Source organism: Acidimicrobiia bacterium, from assembly GCA_040902765.1.
GTDB lineage: Bacteria > Actinomycetota > Acidimicrobiia > Spongiisociales > UBA11373 > DATKBG01.
Genome location: JBBDWO010000015.1, coordinates 1 through 23347, shown reverse-complemented (window position 1 = coordinate 23347; position 23347 = coordinate 1). Strand labels below are relative to the sequence as shown.

The window sequence follows — 23347 nt, the reverse complement described above, 5'->3', positions numbered from 1 at the left end:
CCCCCCTCCCCTGACGGCTGCGCCGTCAGGTACTCCCCCCTTCGGGGGGAGAGAGTGAACAGGCCCAGGCCTCGCCCCTCGCTATTCGCTACTCTCCAGGATCGCCTGTTCCAGGATGGCGTAGCCTTCGTCGGCTTCCTCCTGGGTGAGGCTCAGCGGCGGGGCGATGCGCAGGGCGTTGCCGTGGAGGCCGCCCTTGCCGATGAGCAGGCCGAGTTCGCGGGTCTTCTCCATGATCAGCGACGCCGCCGCCGGGTTGGGGGTCTTGGTACCGGGCTGGACCAGCTCGACGCCGATCATCAGGCCCTTGCCGCGCACCTCGCCGACGATCTCCACCCCGTCGCCCAGGTCCTCCAGGGACGACTTCAGATACCGGCCGATCTTGCTGGAGTTGGTCTGAAGGTCCGCCTCCAGCAGGTACTCCAGGTTGGCGAGGGCGCCGGCCATGGCCAACGGGTTGCCGCCGAAGGTGCTGATCGAGTTCGCCTGGATGCAGTCCATGATCTCCTTGCGGGCCACGACGCCGCCGATGGCGAGGCCGTTGCCGAGACCCTTGGCGAAGGTGAGCAGGTCGGGGGTGATGTCGTGGCTCTGATACCCCCAAAAGTGCTCCCCGGTGCGGCCCCATCCCGTCTGCACCTCATCGCTGACGAACAGGATGCCCTCGCGGTCGAGCACCTTCTTCATCTCCCCGAAGAAGCCATCGGGAGGGGTGGCGAACCCACCGACGCCCTGGATGGGCTCAGCGATCATCGCGGCCACGTCACCGGCGGTGGCGATGGTGAGCAGGTCCTCCAGGTCGGCGACGCACGCCGCGGTGTACTCGGCGTCGGGCAGGTGGCCGAACGGGCTGCGGTACTTGTAGCCGCCGTGGACGTAGGTGACCTGGAACGGGCTCAGGCTCGACGCCGACCACGACCGGTTGCCGGTGATCGACATCGCCGAGAACGACCGCCCGTGATACGAGTTGCGGATCGCCAGGATCTGATTCGAGTGCCGGTACGAGGTGGCCAGCAGCAGGGCCGTGTCGTTGGCCTCCGAGCCCGAGTTGGCGAAGAACACCTTGGCGTCGGGGATGCCCGACAGGCCGGCGATCTTCTCGGCGAGGGCGATCTGGTTCTCGATCAGGTACAGGGTGGAGGTGTGGAGCATCTTCTCCGCCTGCTCCTGGATCGCCTTCACCACCGCCGGCACCTTGTAGCCGGTCATGGTGGTCAGGATCCCGCCGAAGAAGTCGAGGTACTCGTTGCCTTCGGCGTCGACGACGCGGCGGCCGTCACCGTCGACCAGCGAGATCGGCTGGTCGTAGTAGAGGGCGATCCAGGCGGGGAGCACCGCCTTGTGGCGGGCGAGCATGTCGGCGTGGGTGGGCATGAGCAGAAGGTTACCGGGTGGCCGTGGGCGGTTCCCCGCGCCGGAGTGCTCGCGACGCGTCAGCCCTCCCCCCTCCCCGCCTGCGGCGGTACTCCCCCCGCCGGGGGGAGAGAGGCGAGGAGTCCCTCACCGTTCTCGCACACCGCGTAGGCTCGGCGACCATGCACAACCCGATCCTCGTCCAGCGGCTGGAGGGTCTCGCGGTCCTCACCGCCGCCGTGTTCGCCTTCCATGCATCGGGGTGGTCGTGGTGGTGGTTCGTCGCGCTGCTGTTCCTGGTCGACTACTCGCTAGCGGGATACCTCATCGGGCCCAAGTTCGGCGCCGCCCTCTACAACTCGATGCACAGCCTGATCGGACCGTCTGCGCTGCTCGGCTGGTGGGCGCTCGACGGACCGTTTTTCAGCCTGGCGATCGGTGCGGTGTGGCTGGCGCATATCGGGATGGACCGTGCCTTCGGGTACGGACTCAAGTACGCAGACGGGTTCCACCACACCCACCTGGGGACCATCGGGCGCGGCGTGCGCCGCGCCACTGGGGGTTAGGTCGGCCCGAACAGGCGGCCCTCCGACGAGGAGGCCGAGATGGCCGCCTACCTCGACGAAATCCGGCTCCTCCACGAAGCGGTCGGGACCACCGGCTGATCCATCCCGGCGGCTACCCCTCGACGAGAGGTCCGTAGGCGTCGGGGCGGCGGTCCCGGTAGAACGCCCACTGCTGCCGGACCTCTTCGATGAGGTCCATGTCGAGGTCGCGCACCACGACCTCGTCCTTGGTGTCCGACGCAGCCTCGCCCACGGTCTGGCCGCGGGGATTAACGAAGTACGACGACCCGTAGAAGTCGTTGTCGCCCAGCGGCTCCTTGCCGACGCGGTTGATCGCCCCGATGTAGTACTCGTTGGCCACCGCTGAGGCGGGCTGCTCCAGGTTCCACAGGTACATGGACAGTCCCCGGCTGGTCGCCGACGGGTTGAACACGATCTTGGCCCCGGCGAGGCCCAGCGCACGCCAGCCCTCGGGGAAGTGGCGGTCGTAACAGATGTAGACGCCGATGCGGCCCACCGCGGTGTCGAAGATCGGGTACCCGGTGTTGCCGGGCCGGAAGTAGAACTTCTCCCAGAACCCATTGACGTGGGGGATGTGAGTCTTGCGGTACTTGCCCAGGTAGGTGCCGTCGGCGTCGATCACCGCGGCGGTGTTGTAGTAGAAGCCCTCCTGCTCCACCTCGAACATGGGCACTACGAGGACCATGCCGGTCTCCTTGGCCAGGTCCTGCATCAGCTTGGTGGTCGGCCCGTCGGGGATCGGCTCGGTGTACGAGAAGTACTCGTTGTCCTGCACCTGACAGAAGTACGGCCCGTAGAAGAGCTCCTGGAAACACAGCACCTGAGCGCCCTGCTTGGCAGCGTCGTGAGCCAGCTCGACGTGACGATCGAGCATCGACTGCTTGTCACCGGTCCAGGCGGCCTGGATGAGGCCGGCACGCACGATGTTCGCCATGGGTCCTGAACTCCTTCGTCGCGGGGAGCCCAAGACTACGCCATCGCCCGGCAGGGGTGCCACGACGCTTACGATTCAACCCGTGTTCACCGGCTCGATACCGCTGACGATCGCGGGCTTCCTCGCCATCGCCATTGCCGTCGTCCACTCGTATCTCGGTGAGCGCTACCTGATCATCCGCCTGCTCCGGCGAGACGACCTACCGCGCCTGCTCGGAGACGACACCTTCACCCGCAGGGTGGTGCGCTTCGCCTGGCACCTCACGTCGATCGCATGGATAGGCATGGGCTGGGCGTTGCTCGCGATCGCATTCCACACACCACCGTCCGTTGCGGTCCTTCATGTGGGTCCCGACCTGACGAACACCGTCGTACGGATCATCGGGGTCACCTTCTTGATCAGCGGGGTGCTGACCGCGGCAGTGATCCGGCTGCGGCACATGGCCTGGGTTGTCTTCCTGGCGATCGGGGTGCTCGCGCTGGTCGACTGATCAGCTGACCAGGATGTCGCGCAAGCCGCCCTGAGCCGGCGAGTCGGAACCGGAAGCGCTGCGAGTCGGCGTCGTAGTCGAGGGTGGCCCCCATGAGACCAGCGAGGTACGCCGACACCGGTAGGCCGAGCCGGTTGGAGTTGGACACCCTGACGTGATCGTGATCGGCATTGCCGAGGTCAAAACTTGAACCGGAAAAAGCGACGACCCCCCCGGGTTGGTGCTCCGAGGGGCCGTCTGAGTTCGGTTCGTGAGCCACGGGGACTTGAGGAAGGGGTACCTCAGCAATGTTCCTGTGGAGTGGGACGGTCGCGGCCCGTTCCCGAACTCTTGCTGGATGTATCGGCGATCGGCACCCCTGACTTGAGCCCCTTCAAAGACACTTTCGCGCTCTCAAAGAGCTCCGCTACGCCGCTCCAACTTACGCCGAGCGGACTCAACATGTGGCGAACGGGTAACCGACGACGGACGACGGCCTTACCAATTCACCTCGACGAAGAACTCGGCTACGGCGACGCCGACGACCACGCGGATCGTCCAGCAGCCCGGCTCTCGGAAGACGAAGCCGATCCCCCACTCATCACCCGGACGGTCGTACCCCGAAGTGGCGAGACCGTGGTCGATCGGCCCCCATCGCGAGTACTGAAGGACCCGTGCCTCGTGACGGGCGAGGAAGATCGGATCGTCTCTGTCATCGGCGTCGAAGCGAACCACCATCTTGATGAGCGTGTCGGTGCGCAGGGGCGGCGGCGTGAGCAGGAGGCCGTACAGCGGGAAGTCCCCGGAACCCATGATCTCGGTGACGTAACGGTCGCGCCCGACGTCGACGAGCGGACTCATCGGGGACGGGGGAAGGCATCGAGCGTTGCCATCGACGGCCGGCCACACGAGATGCGGGTCCGGTGGCGGTGCCACGTGGACGACAGCGGTGTCTCGCGCATCCATCACCGTGCCGGCCGGCGGCGACTGGTCCACCACCAGACCCCCGAACGACGACTCCGGCGTCGCAACGACGGTCACCCCGGCCGCGGCAAGGACCTGCTCGGCGTGCTCCGGTGGCATGCCGACCACGTCCGGGACCTCGACGACGGCACCGGGCACCGGTACCACCGTCGCCGCGGCGACGCTGCGAAAGACGAGGGTCCGGTCCATCTCACCCGCGGTGTCGAGCATCAGGACCGCCGTTGCATCCCGGTCGTCCGTCACGGAGACCAGAATCACCCGACCCGACGGGTCCCAGGAGGCGTCGAGCACCCTGTAGGCGAGATCCCAGCGATGGGTCATCCCCTCCTCTGACGCCAGATCCCACACCTGCACCCACCACCCGGCGGTGTCCAGGTCGTACCCCCAGAAGGCCATGCGGTCGGTGTCGCCGAACCCCCAGGCCGCCCCGGCGATCTCGTCGGAGCCGGGATTCCAGTCGATTCGCTCCGTTCCGGCGCCGCGCTCCCCGGTGTACACCATCCAATCGCCATCCAGGCGGGCGGCGAAGACAGTCCGATCCCCTCCAGAGTTGGCGGCGAAGACCTCGCCCGCGTACGGGCCCGACTGGTGACCCGACACCGCATACACCGAGTGGTACGGCAAGTCGACGCCAGCCCGGGGATGCTCCACCCACACGCCGAGAGAGGTCCAGCCGACCACGGTCCCAGGAACGGTGCGGGCGATCGGTCTCGCGTCGACCACCACCATCCCGCCTTCCCGCGTCAGATTCGCCGTCCACAGTTCGATCCCGGGCGGCCCCGACGTCGCCCAGGCGATGCGCCCGTACTCGCCGGTCTTCCAGGCAAAGGTCAGGACATCCTCGGCGACGCGGGCCCCCGTGCCATCGGCGTAGCGCACCCACAACGACCGCGAATCCTCGGCACCCGGTGCGAGGAAGGCGACGGCGTATCCGCTCGGATCCAGCACCCACCGACTCGACTGCACCGGCAGCGGCACCGTGATCGGCCGGGTCGAATCGGGGGTCCACAGTCGCCAGACCGGTTCGACTCCCGCAGCCCCGGCCTCGACGACCGAGAGCACGCCGAGATCGCCGATGGCGCGGGTGATCTCCTCGGGGGAGGAGAGCGGCAGGTCGAGAGCGGCGGTCGCCGCCGGGGGCGGCCTCCAACCAGGGAGCGTGGTCGTCGACTCGTCGTCGACCGCGGTGAGGCGTCCCCCGATGTTGACCACGGCGAGTCCCAACACCAGCATCCCGACGACACCGAGGGCGGGTCCCAGGCCGGGTCGCCGTGGCGGTCCCCCATCAGACGGACCTACGGTGACCATGGGTCGAACCGTACTCGGAGAGCTAACCGTCAACCGTCAACCGTCAACCGTCAGTCTGGCCCGTAGCTGGTAGCCCGTAGCTGTCTCAGACAGGTGCTGGTCTGCTGCTCAGGTTGTGGAACCGGCTGAACTCGGCGGCGAAGCTGAGGCGGATGGTGTCGCGGGCACCGGCACGGTGCTTGGCGACCTCCACCTCGGCGATGCCGGCGTGCTGGGCATCGCCCGGGTCGTAGAAGTCGGCCCGATAGATGAACATCACCACGTCGGCGTCCTGCTCGATGGCGCCGGACTCGCGAAGATCGCCGAGCCTGGGGCGCTTGTTCTCCCGCTGCTCCAACTGGCGATTGAGCTGGGATACGGCGATGACCGGGACATGCAGTTCTCGGGCGAGGCTCTTGAGTGACCGGCTGATGTCGGCGATCTCCTGCTGACGGTTCTCGGCGCTGCGCGGACCCTGCATCAACTGCAGGTAGTCCACTACGACCAACGCGAGGCCCTTGCCGTGCTTGAGGCGCCGGCACTTGGCCCGGATGGAGGTCACGGTGAGGTCGTGGGAGTCGTCGACGTAGAAGGGCATGTCGTAGAGGCGTGCCGAGGCGACGCTGAGGCGCTGCCACTTGTCGGCGTCGAGTTGACCGGTGCGGATCTTCGAGGAGTCCACCGAGGCCATCGACGACAGGAGGCGTTGCACGACCTCCTCGCGACTCATCTCCAGGGTGAACAGTGCCACCGGGCTACCGGCGGCCGCGATGTGGGTGGCCATGTTGATCGCCAGCGTCGACTTGCCCATCGAGGGGCGGGCTGCGATGACGATGAGATTGGCCGGATGGAGACCGGCGAGCAGCCGATCGAGGTCGGTGAACCCGGTGGCGAGTCCGGTGATGTCGCTCCCGGCGGCACCCACCGCCTCGATCTGTTCCAGTGTCGCGCTGAGCAAACCACCGACCGGTTCGAGACCCGCCCCGATTCGCCGGTCCGCCACGGCGAACACCTCGGCTTCGGCGGAATCGAGAACCTGCTCGATCGGTATGTCGCCCCGCAGGGCGAGTGCGCCGACCTCGCCGCCAGCCCGAAGCAGCCGCCGCCGGGCGGAGTTGTCGTCGACGATGCCGACGTAGTGGTCGACGTTGGAGGTGGACGGGACGCCCTCCATCAGGCGAGTGATCGCCGCCACCCCACCGACCCGGTCGATCATCTCGTTGCGCCGGAGCCAGTCGCTCACGGTGATCGGGTCAATCGGCTGATCGCCGTCGAACAGGGCGATCACCGCCTGCCAGACCATCTGGTGGGCAGGCACGTAGAAGTCGTCGTGACCCAGGGTCTCCAGGGCGACGTTCGCCGCCTCCGCGGAGAGCATCACCGCGCCGAGAACCGACTCCTCGGCCTCGATGCTGTGTGGGGGTGCGGCGCTGCTCCGGCTGCCGCCTCCACTTCGCCTCTCCAACTGCGCGGTCACAACCCTCCTATGCCGGGATCACGTCCAGAGTGATCTCGATCGACACCTCCGGATGCGGACGCACCGTGATGGTGTGGAGCCCGATCTCTTTGATGGGCCCGGCCAGCCTGATCTGGTCGGGCTCTACCACCGCTCCCGTGTACTTGACGATCGCCTCGGCGACGTCGCGGGCCCCGATGGACCCGAACAGCTTGCCCTCGTCGGCGGCCCGTACGGCGACCACCACGTGGCCCCCCTCGAGCATCTGGGCGACTTCCTCGGCAGCGCGCCGCGCGTTCTCCTCCTCGATGGCCCGCTTGGCGCGTACCGTCTCGGCGTCTTCCATGGCACCCTGGGTCGCCTTGACGGCGAGGGACCGCGGCACCAGGTAGTTGCGGGCGTACCCGTCGGCGACGTCTACGACGTCGCCCTTGCGGCCGAGCGTCTCTACGTCCTGGACGAGGATGACCTTCATTTGCCCAGATACGGCAGGAGGGCCATCTCTCGCGCGTTCTTGATGGCGTTGGCCACCTGGCGCTGGTGCTGGCCGCACGTGCCGGTCACTCGAGACGAGCGGATCTTCGCTCGGTCGGACATGAACCTTCGCAGTGTGGCGACATCCTTGTAGTCGATGGTCGCCTCACCGTCGCAGAACATGCAGGTCTTGCGCCTGGCGCCACGACGCAGTGGCTTCTCGGGCTGCCGCCTCTTCTTCTTCGGTGCGTTCTTGTGTCTCGGTGACATTGCCTGTCGCCGCTCCTTGTACTCGGGGAAGTGGTTAGAACGGAGCCTCGTCGGGTCCGTAGTCGTCTCGTGCGGTCGGTGCGGCACCCGCCGGGGTGCTCGCCGACGAACCGCCGCCGCCGCTGCTACCGCCGCCGAATCCGTCGCCGGCGCGCGGTGAGCGAGTGACGCTCGCCGTCGCCCATCGCAGCGATGGTCCGATCTCGTCGACCGCCACCTCGACGATCGAGCGCTTGTCGCCCTCCTGGGTCTCCCAGGTGCGCTGCTCGAGGGTGCCGGTGACGATGACCCGCATGCCCTTGGTCAGCGACTCGGCGGCGTTCTCGGCGGCGTCACGCCACAGCGTGCCGCCGAAGAAGCTCGTCTCCTCCTGCCACTCGCCATTTCGCTGATACCGCTTGTTCACGGCGAAGCGCACCTTCGCCATGGCGACCCCGGACGCGGTGAACCGAAGCTCGGGGTCCTCGACCAGATTGCCGATGAGCGTCACGTGATTGGCTGCCATTGCTGTATCCCTCTACGCCCCCATCGGGGCGTCTTCGAATCCTGTTTCGTGCCCATGATCGCGGGCAGGTGTGACACGAACTCCGTCACTCGGATCGGGTGAACTTGTGCCGGATCACCTGGTCGGACAGGTTGAGTGCCCGGTCGACGTCGGTGAGTGCGTCCGGTTCGGCCTTGAACTGGAGTACCGAGTAGTACCCCTCGGTGATGTGATCGATCTCATAGGCAAGACGTCGCTTGCCCCAGAAATCAGCGGTCGTGATTTCGGCACCGCGCTCGGTGAGAGCACCCGAGACCCGGTCCACTTCCTTCTGGACGTCGGTCTCGGCCATCTCGGGCCTAAATATGGTCATCAGCTCGTACGTGCGCATGTGCGCTCCACCTCCTTTGGACACCCGCGTACGGCGGGAGGCCCCCGTAAGGGCAGGTCGGGGAAGAGCCACAGTGTATCGCGAGCAGATGGGATCGGGGAAGTTGGGGGTGAGGAAGAGTTCGCGAGAACGAGCAATTGGCTGTTAGCGATTGGCGATTGGCCAGAGCGCGCTGGAGGGGTGCGGCGCTGTCGTGCTACTCGCTACGTGCGACTCGCTACTCGAGAAGCTCCCGCGCCGCCTTCTCTGGCATGTGGTAGGTCTCTTCTTCTGATGGGAAATCGCCCTTTTGGACATCCTCGAAAAAGCGTTCGACGGCGTCGACCGCCACGTCTTCCAGGTCGGCGTAGCGGCGGACGAACTTGGGTTGGTGCTCACCGTCGGTAAAGCCGAGCAGGTCGTGGAACACGAGGACCTGCCCGTCCACGTCAGCGCCGGCTCCGATGCCGATCGTTGGAGCCCCTACTTCACGCGTGACCAGCGCGGCGAGCACGTCGGGGACCCCCTCGAGGACGATGGCAAAGACACCCGCCGCGTCCAACGCCTTGGCATCATCCACGAGCGCTCGGGCGGCTTCCGCATCCTTGCCCTGTACCCGATAGCCACCCATGGCATGGACCGACTGCGGAGTCAGACCGAGGTGACCCATCACCGGGATCTCGGCATCGAGTACCGCCTCGACCATCGGCAGCCTCTTCCGACCACCCTCGAGCTTGACCGCCTCAGCTCCCCCGTCACGGACCATCCGGCCAGCGTTGCGCACGGTCTCTTCTACGGATACGTGATAGGTCAGCCAGGGCATGTCCCCGACCACCAGAGCCTTGGGCTCGGTGTCGGCAACCGCACGGGTGTGATAGATCATCTCGTCGAGGGTCATCGACAGCGTGGTCGGTCGCCCAAGCACGACATTGGCTACCGAGTCGCCGACGAGGAGGATGTCGGCTCCGGCCCGATCACCGATCCGGGCCGACGGTGCGTCGTAGGCGGTGATCATGCGAATCTTCGGCCCGCCCTTGGCGGCGCGGATGCCGGGGGCGGTCACTGTGTCGCGCATCTCGTGTCCTTTCTCCCCGCCCTGTGGGTCGAGGGAATCAGCGCGTCTTCAAACTCTTCTCACAAGAGCGATCGGCCGCATCGGTCGCCCGTCGCCGCATGACGCTCAGTGTACGTCACGCCGGATCAGCAAGTTCATCTATGCCATCAACTGGTCAAGCGAGCCAGTCATGGCAGTCCTCCGCCCAAAGAATCCTCCCGTCGGCCCTGATCCCGATGGACCAGCCGCAGTAGGTGCCATCGACAAAGCCGTCTCGGCCTACCGCTTGGCGGTTGATGCGCGCTGCCGCCTCGGCCTGACCAGACGGCGTCGCAGACCGCGTGGGATAGACATCGGCAGCGGGCCATACAAAGACATCCTGGGTGGGGTCGTCCAGGACGGCGCGCCACATCGGATGACGCAGGTCGGCCTCGCTGCCGAGCGTTCCCCCCGTGAGCACCGCGAAGTCCGTGTTGCGAAGTTGCACGATCGGCCAAAGGCGGACAGTCCACGGCGCGGCGTCGTGGACGGGGAAGAAGTCGTTGCGCAGATACCACCGGTGCAGCGGCTGGAAAAGCGACCCCGTTTGAGGCAGAGCGGCCAGAGCCTCGGAATCGCAGGTGACCGCTGCTGCGACGAGGGCATTCCGGGTGTGAACAACGGCAGGTGGCAGTCCAAGCTGAAGATTGGGTACCGGATCCAGACCCACGGCCGTGCAGGTGGACGCACTCGGCATCGCCCAAGACGAGTCGCCCACGGTCACCCATATGGACCACGGGGGCGGGTCGGGGATGACGAAGAGGCCCACACCCCCCGCCAAGACGCCGGGCTCGTCTCGGGGTTCGTCGATGGTGAGCGTCTGGTGGTAGCGCACCGAGGCCGCGCTCCTGAAGCGCTCCCCCGGTCGCAGCACCAGTTCCAGACTCCCCTCATCGAAAGTGCCAGGGGCCCAGACGACATTGCCGATGATGCGTTGGCAGTTGGACAACACCCTCTCAGGCGTCCACCGAACGATGCAGATCCGCTCGTACCGTGTGTCCTCCGCCGTGGCGTAGAAGCCACCGTCCTCTCGGAGCGCCACCACGCTCGCGGTCACCTCACCGGTGAAACTGTCGGAACGGAGTACGGGATCCAGTGCGTGTCGGACTCTTTCAGCAAGGTCGGCGTCGACGGCTTCGGGACGTCGCCATGTGCCCGCCGTGTCGCCGCCCGGCCCCGGGGCGCCAGGGATGACACTGCTGATGGTCATCGACGCCTGATCTGCGGGGGATGGGAGCAATGTCTCACAGCCCCGCCGCTCGATCAGATCACCATGCGGAGCACACCGAACCATGGCGACCCTGACCGAGGTCACCCACTCGACCAGGGGCTTCAGCGCGCGCAGTTCATCGCCGACCAGCCACGAGAACGCGACCTCGAAAGACTCCCCACCGTCTCCGAAGGCATACTCCCAGAAGGGCGACTCACCAAGCCCCCGTCCATCGTTGAACACACCGTCCAGAGACGATTCGGCGACCTGCTCTGTCCACGCCGCCAGCGCCAAAACCGCGGAAGGTGTCACTTCCGCCGTCCGCTCAAAGTCCGGCAAGGAACCGCGATAGGTCACAACGCCGTCCTCAAAGACAAGGACATCCGAGTAGTCCCCCGACGTCAGACGGACTTCCAGGGTGCTCGGCACCGGACGGGTCGTCGACGTCACACCCGTGGTCGATGGTGGGTGAGTGGTCGTCGGGGCGGTCGATGTCGAGGGGGATGCGTTCCCAGCGCATGCGGCCAGCACGAGAACCATCACCAAGGAGCCTGCCCTCTGGTGGCGAAGCACGTGAACCCCCCAACTTCGAACTTCAGGCGATGCTAATTGATGTCAACGGTTCGGTACTTGGTGATTGGTGCCTGGTATTGCAGACTGGCGACCGGGAAATCGGCAAGAGAGCATGGGGCTATGGCACGCGTCGACATCACCATGACCGACGACGAGCGGGCCACCTACCTGGCGGTGGGCGAGACGCTGATCGTCTCCACTCTCGGACCGCGGGGGGCGCCTCACGTGACACCGATGTGGTTCTTCGTCGACGACGAGGGCCGGATCGTGTTCCGCTCGTTCACCAGGTCCCAGAAGATCGTGAACCTGCAGCGAAACCCCCGCCTCACCGTCCTGGTCGAGAGCGGTCTGGCATACGCCGAACTCAAGGGTGTGATGATCGAGGGGCGGGCCCGCCTGGTGGACGGTGCCGACGATCCTGCCTTCGTGCTCGAGTCCTACCGGCGCCTGGCGGCGAAGTACCCGATGGTCGGGCCGGACCCGGTCGACCTCGACGACGACGCACTCGAAGCCGCCTTCGGCCGTTTCGCCCCAAAAAACACCGCGGTCGTCGTGGAACCCCGACGGATCGCCTCCTGGGACCACACGAAGCTCGACGGGCGGTACTAGTCGCCGCAACCGATGCTGCGCCCGACTGTCGGTGGCAGAGATCACGCCGATGCCCGTCTAAACCCCAACCCCAGCCTTGCCCAGACCTCCACCAGAGCCGTCGAATGCCGTCCTCAGCCCCGTTCGATCCCCCCGAATCTGAACCGCCAGACTTCAGGGGCACTCTTGTGCCGGAACGGATCCCCGCCGATCGGGGTTGCGTGGGGGCTCAAGTAACCGATCTTGCGACAGCTACGGCATATCACCTCCATGCCCCAATCCGACAGGCGCTTAAGAACGACAATTGGGTATACTTGGACGGGGCGTACAGACAGGAAGGTCTACCAACGAGTGGCCACAGGTGCGTCCCGAGAGCACGAGCCGCTTCCGTTGGCCGTCGTGGGGGCTCCCACCTTATACCGGCAGGGCCTGTTTGCGTCGCTGGACCAGGACCGTTTCGTCCTCGAAACCCCCGAAGATCCAGCATCATGGATAGCGAGGCCAGGGCGGAGGGTCGTCTTGGTGATGATGGGTGGCGACATCACATGGGACGATCTCGCGAGCTTCACAGGATGGCCTGATGTCGTGGTAGTGCTGCTGGCACAGGAACTGGACACTCATCACGTCGCGCGAGGGTTCACCGCTGGCTGTAGCGGCGTCGTTCATCTCAATGGCTCAGCAGCTTGGGTTCGTTCGGTTGTCGAAGCAGCCGTCAGAGGAGAGGCGCTGCTGGCCACTGAAGTGGTGCAGGAGCTAGCCGTGAAGGTGCACACAAGCCCCCTCAACCGGGGTTCCCTCACACCACCTGAAGCATCTTTGCTCAATGAACTCGCCAACGGTGCCACGATTGCGAAACTCGCCCGTCAGTTCGGCTGGAGCGAGAGAACCCTGGGCCGTCGACTCCACGACCTCAAATCGAAGCTCAGAGTGACTACTCGGGCGCAAGCCATTCTTCGGGCGGCACAGATGGGAGCCATTGAATAGACGTCATCATCTAGGCACACGCCGCAAGCGAATGCCTGGTCTATCAGCGATGAGATGGCAGCTCTACGCCACCAAACCTGGCAAGCCGCTGCCGACGGTTGACCAACACATGCCTCGGATCAGGTGAGAGATTGGTCGTGCATGTTGATCACACAGAAAGGGATGCTCATGATGGATCAATCGATCCGAGGACGACTCGCGTTGCTCGGTCTCCTAATCGGCCTGACGCTTACTCTCACCCCGACGGCGCCAGCACAAGCCGCGACTGGCTATGACTGCACCCCCTCGCCCGAGTCAGGCTGTGCATGGACTGAGATGTTTGCGGGACTCGGTGTCTGGAGCGCGAAGGCGCTGACGAACAGCTGGTACACAGGAACGATCACGATCGACCACAAGGTGTACCGCAACGGCGCGCTCTTCTTCAGCAATGGGACGGGCACTTGCTATGGCACGACCTATTGCACGCGACCCGATGTCGGGGGAACTTGTGGGAGCGGGCTATACACGTCGGTTGTCAACGGGTGGAGAAATGGCCAGCAGTACACAGCAACCGCGGGTGCGAGCGACTTGAACTAGCCGATTCGAACCGAGACAGCGGTGAACAGGAGGAGCCACCCCACGCGAGGTCTACAGTGGCTCCTCCTGTGCTTGCCTTTGGCGGCAGGCTGTGATGCGCAGGTCCGAGGAGGCACCGACGTGAATCGGGGTACCGAGCAACCGGCAGGTGGCTCGCCGGTGTATATATCCCTTGCTGGCAGCGGTGTGAGCCTCCGTGTGAGGAGCGGTTCGGAGCCACCTCCGCTCATCGCCGTTCCCATTCGTGCGTCCGAGCCTCGAGCGTCGGTGGAGCAAAGTTGGGAACCCCCGATCAAACACGTACCGATCAGCCGGATTCCCACTGAACTTGGCGATCCACGTATCACCGTGATCGCTGGGCGGGTCGCTGGCTCAACCCTTCAACTTGCTGTCTTTGAGGCACTCAATCCCAACACCACGCAATGGGACCTGTGCTATATCGCCTGGGATACTGGCAGTCCGGCTGGCGGGCTTATCGGGTGTGCCAGGCCGGCCTCGCCAGGAATCGGCGTCTTCCGCGAGGGCAACCCCGCCGAATCACAGCGCAAGACACCCGACTACATCGTCTGGGGTCCCTTGCCTGAGGCAACTGCGAGAGCCACCGTCGCGGTCAATGGCATCCCTGTTGCAGAGCAGTCGCCCTCCGCCCTACATGTGATGCTCCTGGTGCCGCTGTCGATCGACGACACCGTTACCCTTGAAGCCCTCGATGAGCACGGGAGACTGCTCGAAGAGGCTCGAATCGTCGTTCGCTAGTGTCATCACGCCTGAGCCCCGATCGTCGCTCGGTGTAGGTGTAAGCGGCGACGATGGGGCCCGAGGTCGAGCCCAACCGCTCCTAGACGAAGCGTCACGGATGAGGTGCACCGCGGTGCCACGAGCGTCGGTACGGCGAGTCACCCGGCCGGCACCGTCATAGGCGTGGGTGGTGGCCCCACGGCCCGGATCGGTGGTCGACATGAGACGTCCAGCCAGGTCGTAGGTGTAGGCGGGCGTCTTCGCAGTGGCACTGGTGGCCGCTCTCCGTAGGCAAGACCCGGTAAACCAGCACCCGAACACCCGTCGTTGCTGGGTATTCACAGGCAAGCCGCGCAGGGCGAGTCGCCAGATCGCGAAATCTTCTCCACAGCTCAATTTGACACCCGATATATCGATCCGATATAACGGGAGTCACATGCTTGACATGGCGATCCTCGGATTCCTTCGCGAAGGGCCGATGCACGGGTACGAACTCAAACAGCGTCTCGTGGATCTCGGCTTCTGGCGGATCTCGTTCGGGTCGGTCTATCCGGCGCTACGGCGCCTGGAGAAGGCCTCCCTAATCGAGGTCAGCCCCGGCGCGGGCCGGCGCAAGGAATACCTGATCACCGCAGAGGGCAAGGAGCACTTCCAGCAGATCCTCGAGGACGAGGCCTCCGAAGTGGAGAACACCACCGCATTCCATGTGCGGCTGGCATTCTTTCGCTACATGGAGCCCCGGTCTCGGATCGGATTCCTGGAACGGCGCAAGACCGTGCTTCGAGAGCGCATCGCGACCGCCCGGCGTTCACTACGAACGACGGCCGACCGCATGGATCGCTACACCCAGTCGCTGATGGAACAGCGGGTGCTGGCGGCAGAGGCGGACGTCGCATGGCTCGACGACCTCATCGAAACGGAGCGGGCCATGCCCGCCACGGAGCACGCCGGGACCGACGGTCCCGGGAAACAGGGCTGAAGGAACGAGGAGGACCCACCATGGGACAGGTTCGAGTGGCCATCGCCGGTGTCGGCAACTGCGCCAACTCTCTCATCCAGGGCGTGAGCTATTACGCCGACGCCGACCCCACCAGCACGGTGCCCGGCCTGATGCACGTCGATCTCGGCGGATATCACATCCGTGACATCGAATTCGTCGCCGCCTTCGACGTTGACGCCGCCAAGGTCGGCCAGGAGTTGACCAAGGCGATGTGGGCCGGCGTCAACGACACCTACCGGTTCTGCGACGTGCCCGAGATCGGGGTCATGGTGCAGCGCGGCCCGACCCTGGACGGGCTCGGCAAGTACTACCGGATGACGATCGAGGAGTCCTCGGAAGAGCCGGTCGACGTGGTCGCCGCACTGCGCGAGTCGAAGGCCGACGTCCTCGTCGCCTACCTGCCGGTCGGATCCGAACAGGCGCTTCGGTTCTACGCCGAAGCCGCCCTCGAGGCGGGCGTCGGCTTCGTGAACTGCATCCCGGTGTTCATCGCCTCCGACCCGACCTGGGCTCGCCGATTCCACGAGGCGGGGGTGCCGATCATCGGCGACGACATCAAGTCGCAGGTCGGTGCCACCATCGTCCACCGCACGCTCGCTCGCCTCTTCGAGGACCGCGGCGTCATGGTGGAGCGGACCAGCCAACTCAACGTCGGCGGCAACATGGACTTCAAGAACATGCTGGAGCGCGAGCGTCTCGAGTCGAAGAAGATCTCCAAGACACAGGCGGTGTTGTCGCAGCTGGATGGCGCCCTCGACGAAGGCGACATCCACATCGGCCCGTCGGACCACGTGCCGTGGCTCACCGACCGCAAGTGGGCATACATCCGCATCGAGGGCAAGGCGTTCGGCGACGTGCCACTCAACGCCGAACTCAAGCTCGAGGTGTGGGACTCCCCCAACTCGGCCGGTGTCGTCATCGACGCGGTCCGCTGCGCCAAGCTGGCGCTGGACCGGGGCATCGGTGGACCTCTGCTGGCGGCCTCGTCGTACTTCATGAAGAGCCCGCCGGTGCAGTTCCGCGACGCCGATGCTCACGACCACGTCGACGCCTTCGCCCGCGGCGAGGACCCGACGGCGGCCGAGTACGAGACCTATCTGGCCTGAATCCGGCTACCAGCTACCAGCTACCAGCAGGATCGAGCCGCCTCCTCGGGCTGGTGACTGGGGACTGGCAACTGGAGACTGGCTCAGAGCCTGGCTCTGAGCCACACGATGTCTGCGGCGTGCTCGTCGTCGCCGCCCGGGGTTTCGACGATCGTGGTCGCGCTGGCGGCCCGGATCACCCCGAGCAACAGTTCCTCCGGGATCTCGCCATCGCCCAGGTTGGCGTGACGGTCGCGCCATGAACCGGCCGGATCCCTCGAGTCGTTGCCGTGCACCAGGTCGATTCGCCCCACCGCGGCCACGAGTCTCTCCACCACGGTCGTCAGGTCCTCGCCCGAGGCCCAGGCGTGACAGGTGTCGAGACACACCCCCACGTTGAAGTCGCCGATCTCGTCCCAGAGCCGGGCATAGGCATCGATCTGGCGCACGATCGCCTTCTCGCCGCCGGCGGTGTTCTCGATGAGCACCGGCACGGTCAGGTCGACCGCCTCCAGTGCCTTGCGCCACCGCTCCAGGCCGACCGTGACATCCTCGTCGTCCCCCGCGTGACCACCGTGGACCACCACGCCGAGCGCCCCAATCTCGGCTGCCGCGGCCACGGTGTCGGCGATGATCTTGCGACTGGGGATCCTGATCCTGTTGTTCGGTGAACCGACGTTGACCAGGTACGGCGAGTGAACGTAGATCGGGATACCCGCGGCCCGCAACGCCGCGGCATCGGCCCGGGGCAGAGGCGGCTTCCACGACTGCGGATCCGACAGGAACATCTGGATGGCGTCGGCGCCCCGCGCCGCCGCGGCTTCGAGCGGATCGTCGTTGCGGACGTGTGCGCCGAGGAGCATCAGGAGTCGTCGTGGGCCGGCGCCGATACGCGCCGCATGTGCTCCAGCAGCGGAACGAGCTCATGCGCCGGTGGGGACCAGTCCTCACTGAACAGGTGAACCCACCGGTCCTCCACCGTCGCGCCCGCCGGGTCGTGAGGCATCATCACGTCGTCGGAGAACCTGACCGACAGGACCGGCACGTCCTCGCCATCGTCGTCGATGACCCCCGATCGGAGGTCGGAAATCGCCAGCCACGGGAAGGACGACACCGGTTCCCCCCGACCACCGATGCGCAGGGTCAGCTGGGCAGCGTCCGCACGGAGGAGCACCTTCGGCCAGAGCAACTCTCGCATCGCCCAGCCCATGGCGCCGAGACCACCGACGAGCAGCACCGCTCCGGCGGCGAAAGCCCGGCGCTGCTGCGCTGCCCCCTGCGCGGTGAGCTGGCGCCCGGTGCGGTAGTGGATCTCTCCATCGGGCGCGATGCTCGAGCCGGTCACCACTTCGTTCCCCTCGGGCAGAGGGAAAAAGCGATGAGACAGGTTCATGTCGACCGCCAGCATCACCGCAGGGATGGACAACAGGACGTAGACCAGCAGACGCAGCGGCGATCGGGTGACGACGATGGGCATGAGCGCAGAGTACTCAACGCTCCACGCTCAACGCTCAACGCAAGAGGCCGATCCGAGTCTGGCGTTGAGCGTTCAGCGTTGAGCGTTCATCGACCGAAGCGTCGCTGCCGGAGGGTGTAGTCGCGGATGGCCCGTAGGAAGTCCACCCGCCGGAAGCCCGGCCAGTAGACGTCGACGAAGGAGTACTCGGCGTATGCCGCCTGCCAGAGTAGGAAGCCGGACAGCCGCGACTCCCCGCTGGTCCGGATGACGAGGTCCGGATCCGGGAGGTCGGCCGTGTACAGGTGCGAGGCGATGCTCGCCGAGTCGATGGCAGCGGGGATCTGATCGGCGGCGACCCCGTCGGCAGCGAGCTTGGCCACGAGGTCACGCACCGCGTCGACGATCTCCTGGCGACCGCCATAGGCCAGACCGATGTTGAGCCGGTGCCCACCTGGCGACGACCGCTGCACCAGGTCCCGTGCGGCCCTCTGCAACTGGTCGGGCAGCAGGTGAAGGCTGCCGATCACGTCGTACTCCAGGCCGGGTACCTCGTCGGGGAGCCGGTCGAGCAGTTCGCCGAGCACCCGGTAGTAGGGGGCGAGCTCGGCATCGGGGCGCTCCAGGTTCTCCTGTGAGAGCAGCCACGCCGACAGCACCGGGATCCGCAGCTCCCCGCACCATCCGAGCATCTCGACGAACTTGTCCATCCCGGCGCGGTACGCATCGGCGTATTCGCGTCCCGAGCGTCTGGCGAAGCGTCGATGCCCATCGAGGATCACGCCGATGTGGTGCGGCATCCGATCCTGAGGCAGCGACCGCACCAGACGATCCTCGTAAAACCGGTACAGCGGACGGGAGAAGGACATTGCGAGAAGGCTACCGAGAGAGCACGCTTAACGCTTAACGCTCAACGCAAGAGCAGAGCGACCAGCTACCAGCTACCGGCTACCAGCTACCAAGTCTGGCTGGTAGCCGGTAGCTGCGGGCCGCTGCGCGGCTCGCTAGACACAGGCGTCGATGCCGTCGAGCGGGCCCGTCTTGAAGGCTTCGAAGCGCTGGAATGCGGACGCCCCGGTCTCCGGGTCGGAGAAGAGCAGGAAGGCCGAGATCCCCTCTTCGAGATCACCGGTCGACAGCCAGACCTCCATCGGGTTGTCATCGAAGGTGAGGGCTGCCGTCCAGACACCCACGAAACAGTCTGCCTGCAACTCGGCGGCCACACCCGAAGTCTCGAGCCCGGCACGGGTCTGCACCGCCTGGGACCACTGCATGCCGAGGAGCAGCCCGAGGGCGAAGTCGCCGATCTCGGAGTAGAGGGTCGGGAACAGGTTCTCCTCGTCCCAGGCCACGGAGTCGTCGCTCGGGCAGTAGAAGATGTTGTCCTGGTAGAAGTCCTGGCTCAGATCGACGCCACCGCACGCCGGCAGCGATCCGGTACTGGGGAAGTACGCGATCACCTCGCTCACCGGCACCCACGGCTCGCCGAAAGTCTCCGGGTAGACGATCGACCAGAAGATCTCGAGAGCATCGATGAGCACCTCGGCGGCAACTTCGTAGGGGAGGTCGAGGGTGTCGTGCACCAGGTTCCACGAGATCATCAACGGGTACTCCGCTTCGTAAGTGGCACAGGCGTCGACGCCACCCTGGAAGCCGTCGAAGAAGGAGTTGAGCCGCTCGAACGAGGTCCCGTGAGCGTTCGGGCCCGTCGGCACCGTTCCCAACTCGTCGCCGATGAGCAAGAAGGCGGACATGCCCTCCTCGAGGTCGCCGGGTTCGAGCCGTAGCAGCTCCGACCGCTCGTCGTCGAGCCATTGGGTCCAGGCACCGGCCAGACAGTCGGCCTGGAGTTCGGACACGATGTCGTCGTGGGCGAACCAGTCGAATCCGTAGCGGTTCTGGATGGCGTGCGCCCATTCGTGCGCCATCACCAGGGCGACGGCGAAGTCCCCATACCCCTCGAACAGGGGTCCCATGAGGTTCTCAACGTCCCAGCGAATCGAGTCGTCCTCCGGGCAGTAGAAGGCGTTGTACTCGTAGTTCTGAATCGGACCGAAACACTCCGGGCGCTCACCAAGCGACACGAAGTACGGAGCGTGTGTCGCCACCGGCTCCAACTCCAGGCCCCAAACCCGGGGGAGCTCCAAGCCCCAGAACACCTCGAGATCGGCGACGGTGAGATCGATCAGCTCGTCCATGTTCCCGATCGACTGGAAGTCGGGCACCGTCGTCGTTGTGGTGGTCGTGCCGACGGCTTCCTCAGCGAGGAGGCAGATCCGGATGACCTCGCTGGAGATCGGATGCGCCAGCAGCTCCTCCTCCAGTGAGAGGAAGTCTGTGAGACTCATGCGCTGCTGGAACTCGTCGATGCTGCACCGGCAGAACACCTCCGAGCCCTCCTGTGTGCATCCCTCCATGTATTCGACAACGAATCCGTCCGGATACGGCGGGAACGTGGTGGTCGTCGACTCCGCGGTGGTCGTCGACCCGTCACCACCGTCGTCACCGCAGGCGGCAACGAGCAGACACAAGGTGAGGACGACAACGACGGTCCGCTTCAAGGACGACCTCCTGGTCTGCGCAATCCCGGCCATGGCCCACGACGGGGTGCGGTGTCGGCGAGCAGAGCGGCGTCGACGGCCCGCCCCAGCAGGTCGGTGAGACGCTCGCGAAGCCATACGTCAAAGGGCTCCCCTGACCGCTTGAGGCCGTCGGCGGCGAGCCTGCGATCGGCGGCATCGACGAGGACCACCGCCAGAGGGGGACCGTCGCCACTGACCGTGGAGATGACCACCCGTCGGATGCCGCGCCGGCGGTGTGACTCGGCCCACTCGATGCGTCGCGGACCCAGCAGTTCAGCCACGAAGTCGTTCCACTCGGCGAGCCTGCCGGGCTCTATCTCGTTGACCTCGATGGAGAGCGGCATCTGAACCCGCAGGCTAGCGACGACGGGCCGCGGGCTCCTCCATCCGGCCCCGGCGTAGCCACGGGACCGCGCCTACTCTCGCGCGCCATGCGAGTGCTGGTTGTCGGAGCCACCGGATACGTCGGCGGACGCCTCGTGCCGCGGCTCCTGGCCGAAGGGCACGAGGTGCGCTGTCTGGCGCGTCGTCCGGCGAAGCTGTCGCTCCAGCCGTGGCGAGACCGGGTCGAGATCGTCAAGGGCGACGTCAGCGACCCGACCTCCCTCAAGGAGGCGGCTGCCGGCTGTGACGTCGCCTACTACCTCGTTCATTCCATGGGTTCGTCGGGCGATTTCGCCGACACGGATCGCACCGGCGCCGATAACTTTCGCCAGGCGGCAGACGAGACCGGCCTGGGTCGGGTGGTGTACCTCGGTGGCTTGGCGAGGGATCCGCAGCGGTCGCCCCACATGCGCAGCCGCCACGAGGTGGGTCGGATCCTTGCTTCCGGTGCCACCCCGGTGACGGAACTGCGGGCCGGCGTGATCATCGGCTCGGGCTCGCTGTCGTTCGAGATGATCCGTTACCTGACCGACGTGCTCCCCGTGATGGTCACGCCGCGGTGGGTGCGAACCCGGTGCCAGCCGGTGGCGATCGCCGACGTGCTCGACGCGCTGGTCGGTGCCCTGGACGAGAACGGCGCTTCCCGGGTCGTCGAAGTCGGCGGTCCGGAAGTCCTCAGCTACCGCGACATGATGCGGATCTATGCCGAGGAGGCGGGACTCCGGCGCCGCCTGGTGATCCCGGTTCCCCTGCTGACACCCCGTCTGTCGTCACTGTGGGTCGGCCTGGTGACGCCCCTCCCCACCTCCATGGCGCGGCCGCTCGTTGAGAGCGTCCGCACCGACGCGGTCGTCTCCGATGGCACCACCGCCGTGCTCGGCCGCACCCCCTATCGCGCCGCCATCCGCAGGGCCCTCGCCCGTCTGCCCGGCGGGGTGATCACCCGATGGAGCGACGCGGGCGCTTCCCCTGCGGCACCCGCACCGACCGATCCGGCGTGGAGTGGCGGCACCATGTACATGGACCGCCAGGTCGTGCCCACCGACACCGCCGGCGAGCACCTGTTCTGGGCGTTCAGCCGTATCGGCGGAAGCACCGGCTACTACGGACTCGACTGGGCCTGGCAGATCCGCGGCCTGCTCGATCAGCTCGTCGGTGGGGTGGGCATCCGGCGGGGGCGCATGCATCCAACCGAGGTTCGCCCGGGAGAAGCGATCGACTTCTGGAGGGTGGAGGACCTCGTACCCGGTGAGCGCCTCCGGCTGAGGGCCGAGATGCGCCTCCCCGGCGACGCCTGGCTGGAGTGGCACGTCGAGCCGACCGGCCATGGGAGCGACCTGATCCAGATCGCCTGGTTCCGGCCCCGCGGAGTCCTCGGGAGGTTGTACTGGTACGGCATGCTCCCGGGGCACAAGGTCGTGTTCCCGCGAATGGCACACCGCATCGCCGCCGCCGCCGAGGAGCGTGCGTTCACCTGTTCGTGACCGTCGAGACGCTCGGTGGCCTCCTGGTGGTCACCGCGATCGTCATCGTCGCCAGCGTGGTGCTCCTGTGGCTGGTAAGCCTGCGACTGCGCAACGCCTCCATCATCGATCTGTTCTGGGGTTGCGGGTTCGTGGTCATCGCCTGGGTGGCGTGGCTGTTCCTCACTGGTCATGGTGGCGGCCGACGGCTCCTGCTCCTCGTCCTGGTGACGACCTGGGGCCTACGGCTCGCCGGCTACCTCACCTGGCGCAACAGCGGCAAAGGTGAAGACTTCCGATACCGGGCGATGCGCAAACGCTGGGGGCATCGGTTCCCTCTCGTCAACCTGGCCACGGTGTTCCTGCTCCAGGCGATCCTTATGCTCATCGTGTCGCTGCCGGTACAGGCGGGAATGTTCACCGGCGGCGCGCTCGGTGTCGCCGGCTCCGTCGGCCTCGCCCTGTGGGCTGTGGGAGTCTCCTTCGAGACCATCGGCGACCTCCAACTCGCCCGCTTCAAGGGGGACCCGGCGAACCGCGGCAACGTGATGGACCGAGGCCTGTGGCGCTACACGCGCCATCCCAACTACTTCGGCGACTTCTGTGTCTGGTGGGGCATCTACCTGGTGGCGCTGACCGCCTCGACGCGGTGGACCGTCGTCGGTCCCCTGCTGATGTCGTTCCTGCTGTTGCGGGTGAGCGGGGTGAGCCTCCTGGAAAAGGACATCGGCAGCCGCAGGCCCGGGTATGCCGAGTACGTACGGCGGACCAACGCCTTCTTTCCGGGGAAGCCGAAGGAGGGACGAGTAGCGAGTAGCGAGTAGGTACCTGGAGAGCGCGCGGATGGAGGCCGGCCCGGTATGACTCCCCTCCCCTCTAGGGGGAGGTGCAGCGGCCGAAGGCCGATGACGGAGGGGGAGGCCAGACGCGTCGCGAAGCCCTCGTAG

24 protein-coding genes are annotated in these 23347 nt (G+C 66.1%); 9 read left to right on the top strand and 15 right to left on the bottom strand.

The window, feature by feature from the left end:
* Positions 1-81: 81 nt before the first annotated feature.
* Complete coding sequence (locus tag WEA29_05015; GenBank protein MEX2323114.1) at positions 82-1374, bottom strand: aspartate aminotransferase family protein; 1293 nt, start codon at positions 1372-1374, stop codon at positions 82-84.
* 161 nt (positions 1375-1535) lie between these two features.
* Here WEA29_05015 and WEA29_05010 point away from each other — a divergent pair, with 161 nt between their 5' ends.
* Positions 1536-1919, top strand: a complete 384-nt coding sequence (locus WEA29_05010; protein ID MEX2323113.1) for a DUF4260 domain-containing protein — start codon at positions 1536-1538, stop codon at positions 1917-1919.
* A gap of 112 nt (positions 1920-2031) precedes the next feature.
* On the opposite strand, the gene WEA29_05005 is transcribed toward WEA29_05010, so the two are convergent.
* The gene (locus tag WEA29_05005; protein MEX2323112.1) at positions 2032-2874 is read right to left on the bottom strand and encodes a nitrilase-related carbon-nitrogen hydrolase; all 843 of its coding nucleotides are present in this window, start codon (positions 2872-2874) and stop codon (positions 2032-2034) included.
* 82 nt (positions 2875-2956) lie between these two features.
* Between WEA29_05005 and WEA29_05000 the strand changes: the two genes are divergently transcribed.
* Positions 2957-3364, top strand: a complete 408-nt coding sequence (locus tag WEA29_05000) for a hypothetical protein (protein ID MEX2323111.1) — start codon at positions 2957-2959, stop codon at positions 3362-3364.
* Between the two features lie 477 nt (positions 3365-3841).
* On the opposite strand, the gene WEA29_04995 is transcribed toward WEA29_05000, so the two are convergent.
* The 8 genes from WEA29_04995 to WEA29_04960 all read right to left on the bottom strand — a co-directional run bounded on the left by WEA29_04995 (position 3842) and on the right by WEA29_04960 (position 11421).
* Entirely contained in the window at positions 3842-5635 is a 1794-nt protein-coding gene (locus WEA29_04995) for a PASTA domain-containing protein (protein MEX2323110.1), read from the bottom strand.
* An 85-nt stretch (positions 5636-5720) separates the two neighbouring features.
* Positions 5721-7091, bottom strand: coding sequence for a replicative DNA helicase (gene dnaB, locus WEA29_04990; protein ID MEX2323109.1), 1371 nt, complete (start codon positions 7089-7091; stop codon positions 5721-5723).
* Between the two features lie 7 nt (positions 7092-7098).
* Complete coding sequence (rplI, locus tag WEA29_04985) at positions 7099-7545, bottom strand: 50S ribosomal protein L9 (GenBank protein MEX2323108.1); 447 nt, start codon at positions 7543-7545, stop codon at positions 7099-7101.
* The gene (gene rpsR / locus WEA29_04980; protein ID MEX2323107.1) at positions 7542-7814 is read right to left on the bottom strand and encodes a 30S ribosomal protein S18; all 273 of its coding nucleotides are present in this window, start codon (positions 7812-7814) and stop codon (positions 7542-7544) included. The genes rplI and rpsR overlap by 4 nt, the downstream gene beginning before the upstream one ends.
* 34 nt (positions 7815-7848) lie before the next feature.
* Entirely contained in the window at positions 7849-8319 is a 471-nt protein-coding gene (gene ssb / locus WEA29_04975) for a single-stranded DNA-binding protein (protein ID MEX2323106.1), read from the bottom strand.
* Between the two features lie 85 nt (positions 8320-8404).
* Positions 8405-8689, bottom strand: coding sequence for a 30S ribosomal protein S6 (rpsF, locus tag WEA29_04970; protein MEX2323105.1), 285 nt, complete (start codon positions 8687-8689; stop codon positions 8405-8407).
* 217 nt (positions 8690-8906) lie between these two features.
* Positions 8907-9743 (bottom strand): 3-methyl-2-oxobutanoate hydroxymethyltransferase, encoded by an 837-nt coding sequence (gene panB / locus WEA29_04965; GenBank protein ID MEX2323104.1) that lies wholly within the window; start codon positions 9741-9743, stop codon positions 8907-8909.
* 154 nt (positions 9744-9897) lie between these two features.
* On the bottom strand, positions 9898-11421 hold the full coding sequence (locus tag WEA29_04960; protein ID MEX2323103.1) for a hypothetical protein: 1524 nt from the start codon (positions 11419-11421) through the stop codon (positions 9898-9900).
* 243 nt (positions 11422-11664) lie between these two features.
* Between WEA29_04960 and WEA29_04955 the strand changes: the two genes are divergently transcribed.
* The 5 genes from WEA29_04955 to WEA29_04935 all read left to right on the top strand — a co-directional run bounded on the left by WEA29_04955 (position 11665) and on the right by WEA29_04935 (position 16536).
* On the top strand, positions 11665-12153 hold the full coding sequence (locus WEA29_04955) for a pyridoxamine 5'-phosphate oxidase family protein (protein MEX2323102.1): 489 nt from the start codon (positions 11665-11667) through the stop codon (positions 12151-12153).
* 504 nt (positions 12154-12657) lie between these two features.
* Complete coding sequence (locus tag WEA29_04950; GenBank protein MEX2323101.1) at positions 12658-13116, top strand: LuxR C-terminal-related transcriptional regulator; 459 nt, start codon at positions 12658-12660, stop codon at positions 13114-13116.
* 843 nt (positions 13117-13959) lie between these two features.
* A complete protein-coding gene (locus WEA29_04945) occupies positions 13960-14448 on the top strand; it encodes a hypothetical protein (GenBank protein ID MEX2323100.1) in 489 nt (162 codons plus the stop codon).
* 418 nt (positions 14449-14866) lie between these two features.
* On the top strand, positions 14867-15409 hold the full coding sequence (locus WEA29_04940) for a PadR family transcriptional regulator (GenBank protein ID MEX2323099.1): 543 nt from the start codon (positions 14867-14869) through the stop codon (positions 15407-15409).
* A 20-nt stretch (positions 15410-15429) separates the two neighbouring features.
* Positions 15430-16536: an inositol-3-phosphate synthase gene (locus WEA29_04935; GenBank protein ID MEX2323098.1), complete on the top strand. Its 1107-nt coding sequence runs from the start codon at positions 15430-15432 to the stop codon at positions 16534-16536.
* An 83-nt stretch (positions 16537-16619) separates the two neighbouring features.
* Here WEA29_04935 and WEA29_04930 read toward each other — a convergent pair whose 3' ends face one another.
* The 5 genes from WEA29_04930 to WEA29_04910 all read right to left on the bottom strand — a co-directional run bounded on the left by WEA29_04930 (position 16620) and on the right by WEA29_04910 (position 20897).
* Positions 16620-17378 carry a deoxyribonuclease IV gene (locus tag WEA29_04930; protein MEX2323097.1) on the bottom strand — a complete coding sequence of 253 codons (759 nt, stop codon included), beginning with the start codon at positions 17376-17378 and terminating at the stop codon, positions 16620-16622.
* The gene (locus WEA29_04925) at positions 17378-17992 is read right to left on the bottom strand and encodes a hypothetical protein (protein ID MEX2323096.1); all 615 of its coding nucleotides are present in this window, start codon (positions 17990-17992) and stop codon (positions 17378-17380) included. The genes WEA29_04930 and WEA29_04925 overlap by 1 nt, the downstream gene beginning before the upstream one ends.
* Before the next feature lie 86 nt (positions 17993-18078).
* Entirely contained in the window at positions 18079-18840 is a 762-nt protein-coding gene (gene uppS, locus WEA29_04920) for a polyprenyl diphosphate synthase (GenBank protein ID MEX2323095.1), read from the bottom strand.
* Positions 18841-18975: 135 nt separating this feature from the next.
* Positions 18976-20532, bottom strand: coding sequence for a neutral zinc metallopeptidase (locus WEA29_04915; GenBank protein MEX2323094.1), 1557 nt, complete (start codon positions 20530-20532; stop codon positions 18976-18978).
* Positions 20529-20897, bottom strand: a complete 369-nt coding sequence (locus WEA29_04910; protein MEX2323093.1) for a hypothetical protein — start codon at positions 20895-20897, stop codon at positions 20529-20531. The genes WEA29_04915 and WEA29_04910 overlap by 4 nt, the downstream gene beginning before the upstream one ends.
* Positions 20898-20984: 87 nt before the next feature.
* Between WEA29_04910 and WEA29_04905 the strand changes: the two genes are divergently transcribed.
* Both WEA29_04905 and WEA29_04900 read left to right on the top strand, forming a co-directional pair.
* Positions 20985-22421, top strand: a complete 1437-nt coding sequence (locus WEA29_04905) for an SDR family oxidoreductase (protein MEX2323092.1) — start codon at positions 20985-20987, stop codon at positions 22419-22421.
* Positions 22418-23224 (top strand): DUF1295 domain-containing protein, encoded by an 807-nt coding sequence (locus WEA29_04900; GenBank protein MEX2323091.1) that lies wholly within the window; start codon positions 22418-22420, stop codon positions 23222-23224. Before WEA29_04905 ends, WEA29_04900 begins: the two co-directional genes overlap by 4 nt.
* Positions 23225-23347 lie beyond the last annotated feature (123 nt).